This window comes from Campylobacter concisus (assembly GCF_902460875.1).
Taxonomy (GTDB): Bacteria; Campylobacterota; Campylobacteria; order Campylobacterales; family Campylobacteraceae; genus Campylobacter_A; species Campylobacter_A concisus_AA.
Genome location: NZ_CABPVR010000009.1, coordinates 111,499 through 113,983, shown reverse-complemented (window position 1 = coordinate 113,983; position 2,485 = coordinate 111,499). Strand labels below are relative to the sequence as shown.

Here is a 2,485-nt window from a genome sequence, read left to right as displayed (position 1 = left end):
TAGCAAAGCAAAATAATATAAAAATTTTAGAGTTAAAAAGTGATATAAAAGAGCCAAATTTCCAAAAGATTGAGCAAATTTTAAATATTGACTTGACATTTTTGGGAGGTTTTAAAGATATGCTTTCATATATAAATGGACTTGAAGAATCAAAGCTAGTAGTTGATCTTCATAAAATGGATGTAAATTCTACCCAAAAAGAGCTTGGCGCTAAGATATCAATATCTGTTTGGGGGATGAAATACTAATGAAAATAAAAATTTTATTGGCTTTTTTATTTTTAAATATTGCTTTTGCTAATCAGCTTCAAGAGGAAATGGACTCTTATGATAAAATTTTTGAAAAAATAAAGGAAAAAAGAAGCGGTCTTAGCGATATTGAGCTTTCGAGCATAAAAAATCCTTTTAAGCAAGAACCTATCAAGACGATAACAGATCAAAATTTATCAATTATCACTCAAGCTTCAAAAGGGCTTAGTTTAAAAGCAATTTTATTAAACAAAGCAAATATTGATTCCAAGTGGTATGCTGTCGGTGATATTGTTGATGGTTACAAAATAGCCAACATTACTAGAAATAGTGTTTTTTTAGTAAAAGGCGATGAAAAACAAGAGCTAATTTTAAAAAATGGAAGTAAAAATGTTGAGATTAAAATTAAATAAAATATTAATAATAGGTGCACTTATTTGCTTGAATATGAATTATGCTAGTGCCAACGAAAGTAGTTGTTTAAGCAAGAATTTTAATATGAAAATTTCAGATGACGTTGCACTAGTAGATGTGTTAAATCAGCTTTCAGAGATGTGTAACTTCAGTATTGTTGCAAAGGACACTTACAGCAAAACAGAGCTAAAAGATAAAGTTTTTGGCGTTAATATCAGAAATATGAGTCTTAGCGAAGTTTTTGACCTACTTTTAAGTGAGAAAAATTTAAGCTACGAGTTTTCAAATAATGTATTAAAAATTTCATCTTTAAAAACTCAAATTTTTAAACTAGATTATATAACTTCTATTAGAGAAGGAACTGCTGTCACCCAAGCTTCAGTGGATGCTACTCCATCTGAAATTTCTAGTGGTTCAAGTAGTAGCGATAATTCCCAAGATGATAGTTCTCAAGGCTCAAGCAACCTTATAAAAACTACTGAAAGGTTTGACTTTTGGGAAAAACTAGATGCTGAGCTCAAAGCTATTTTAAATAATAGTAGCGAACATATTACAGCGCCTGATCCTATCATAAATCAAAATGCGGGCCTTATCACTGTTACGGCCACTCCTTCTCAACTTAAGCGAGTTGAGAAATATATAGATGAAATGCAAAAAAGACTAAAAAAACAAGTAATTATTGATGTTTCTATTATTTCAGTTGAGTTAAATAATGAATACAAGCAAGGCGTTGATTGGAGTAAATTTGAACTTGGATTTAATACATACATTGGTAATTCAAGAAACAATCCGAGCTCAAGTGCAACTTGGACAAATAAAGGAAATAGCCTAAGTGATGGATTTGGACGCACATTAAATATCGCAGCTAATTTAAATTTTAGCCTTGATGGAATGATAAATTTTCTTGAGACAAATGGAAAGACAAAGGTTATATCAAGCCCAAAAGTAACAACACTTAATAATCAGCAAGCACTAATCTCGGTTGGCGATAACATAAACTACCGTGTTCAACAAAAGACTGACAATGGAAACAGCAATAGTGATAGGTTAACAACTACTTATAAACAATACTCTGTTTTTATAGGTATATTATTAAATTTATTACCAGAAGTTTCTGATAATAATAAAATCATGCTTCGAATCAATCCATCACTTAGTAACTTTAAATACGCAGAAGACGACACAAGACAAAATGCGTTAAGAGAGATTGCTCCAGATACAGTACAAAAGAAGCTTTCAACTGTTGTTCAAGTTGATAGCGGCGATACTATTATTCTTGGTGGATTAATAGGCCAGACAAAGGGTAAAAATAATACTTCTGTACCTCTTCTTTCTGATATCCCACTTATAGGTGGTGTCTTTAAAAGCACAAGAGACAATATAAAAACAACAGAGCTTATCTTTGTCATCACTCCTCATGTAGTTGATTTTGACAAAAAAAAGCCACTTAATCAATCACTAAAAGACTTAGGTTTTTCTAAAACGATCTATGAATAACAAGAATATTTATACAGATATAAAAGATATCTTTATCAACGAAGACGAAGTAGCTGATTTTGTTAATCTAGATAACTCAATCACTTGTTACAATAAGATCGTCTCGGCTCTAAAAAAGCCATTAAAACTTATACTTTTTTATGGCAAGCCTGGCAGTGGAAAGACCTTTTTGCTAAACAAGATAGCCTCTGATCTTCAAAAGGATAAAAAATTAATTTTTTTCCCACATCCTTTTTTTAGCGAAGCTACATTTATAGAAGCTCTTTGTGAAGATATATACGGAAATAAAATTGATAATATAAATAATTTTGAAAGTTTTGTTGCAC

At 30.7% G+C, this 2,485-nt stretch carries 3 protein-coding genes and 1 pseudogene; all 4 read left to right on the top strand.

The genetic code is table 11. From position 1 onward, the window contains the following. Window positions 1-248 (top strand): annotated as a pseudogene (locus tag F3H01_RS09810) (type 4a pilus biogenesis protein PilO); the annotation flags it as partial. Further along, window positions 248-661, top strand: coding sequence for a hypothetical protein (locus F3H01_RS09805; RefSeq protein WP_180999661.1), 414 nt, complete (start codon window positions 248-250; stop codon window positions 659-661). The pseudogene F3H01_RS09810 and the gene F3H01_RS09805, both read left to right, overlap by 1 nt. After that, on the top strand, window positions 639-2,159 hold the full coding sequence (gene mshL / locus F3H01_RS09800; protein ID WP_085657363.1) for a pilus (MSHA type) biogenesis protein MshL: 1,521 nt from the start codon (window positions 639-641) through the stop codon (window positions 2,157-2,159). The genes F3H01_RS09805 and mshL overlap by 23 nt, the downstream gene beginning before the upstream one ends. Continuing rightward, window positions 2,152-2,485: P-loop NTPase fold protein (locus F3H01_RS09795; RefSeq protein ID WP_262483519.1), on the top strand; the 334-nt coding region annotated here is incomplete at its 3' end. The genes mshL and F3H01_RS09795, both read left to right, overlap by 8 nt.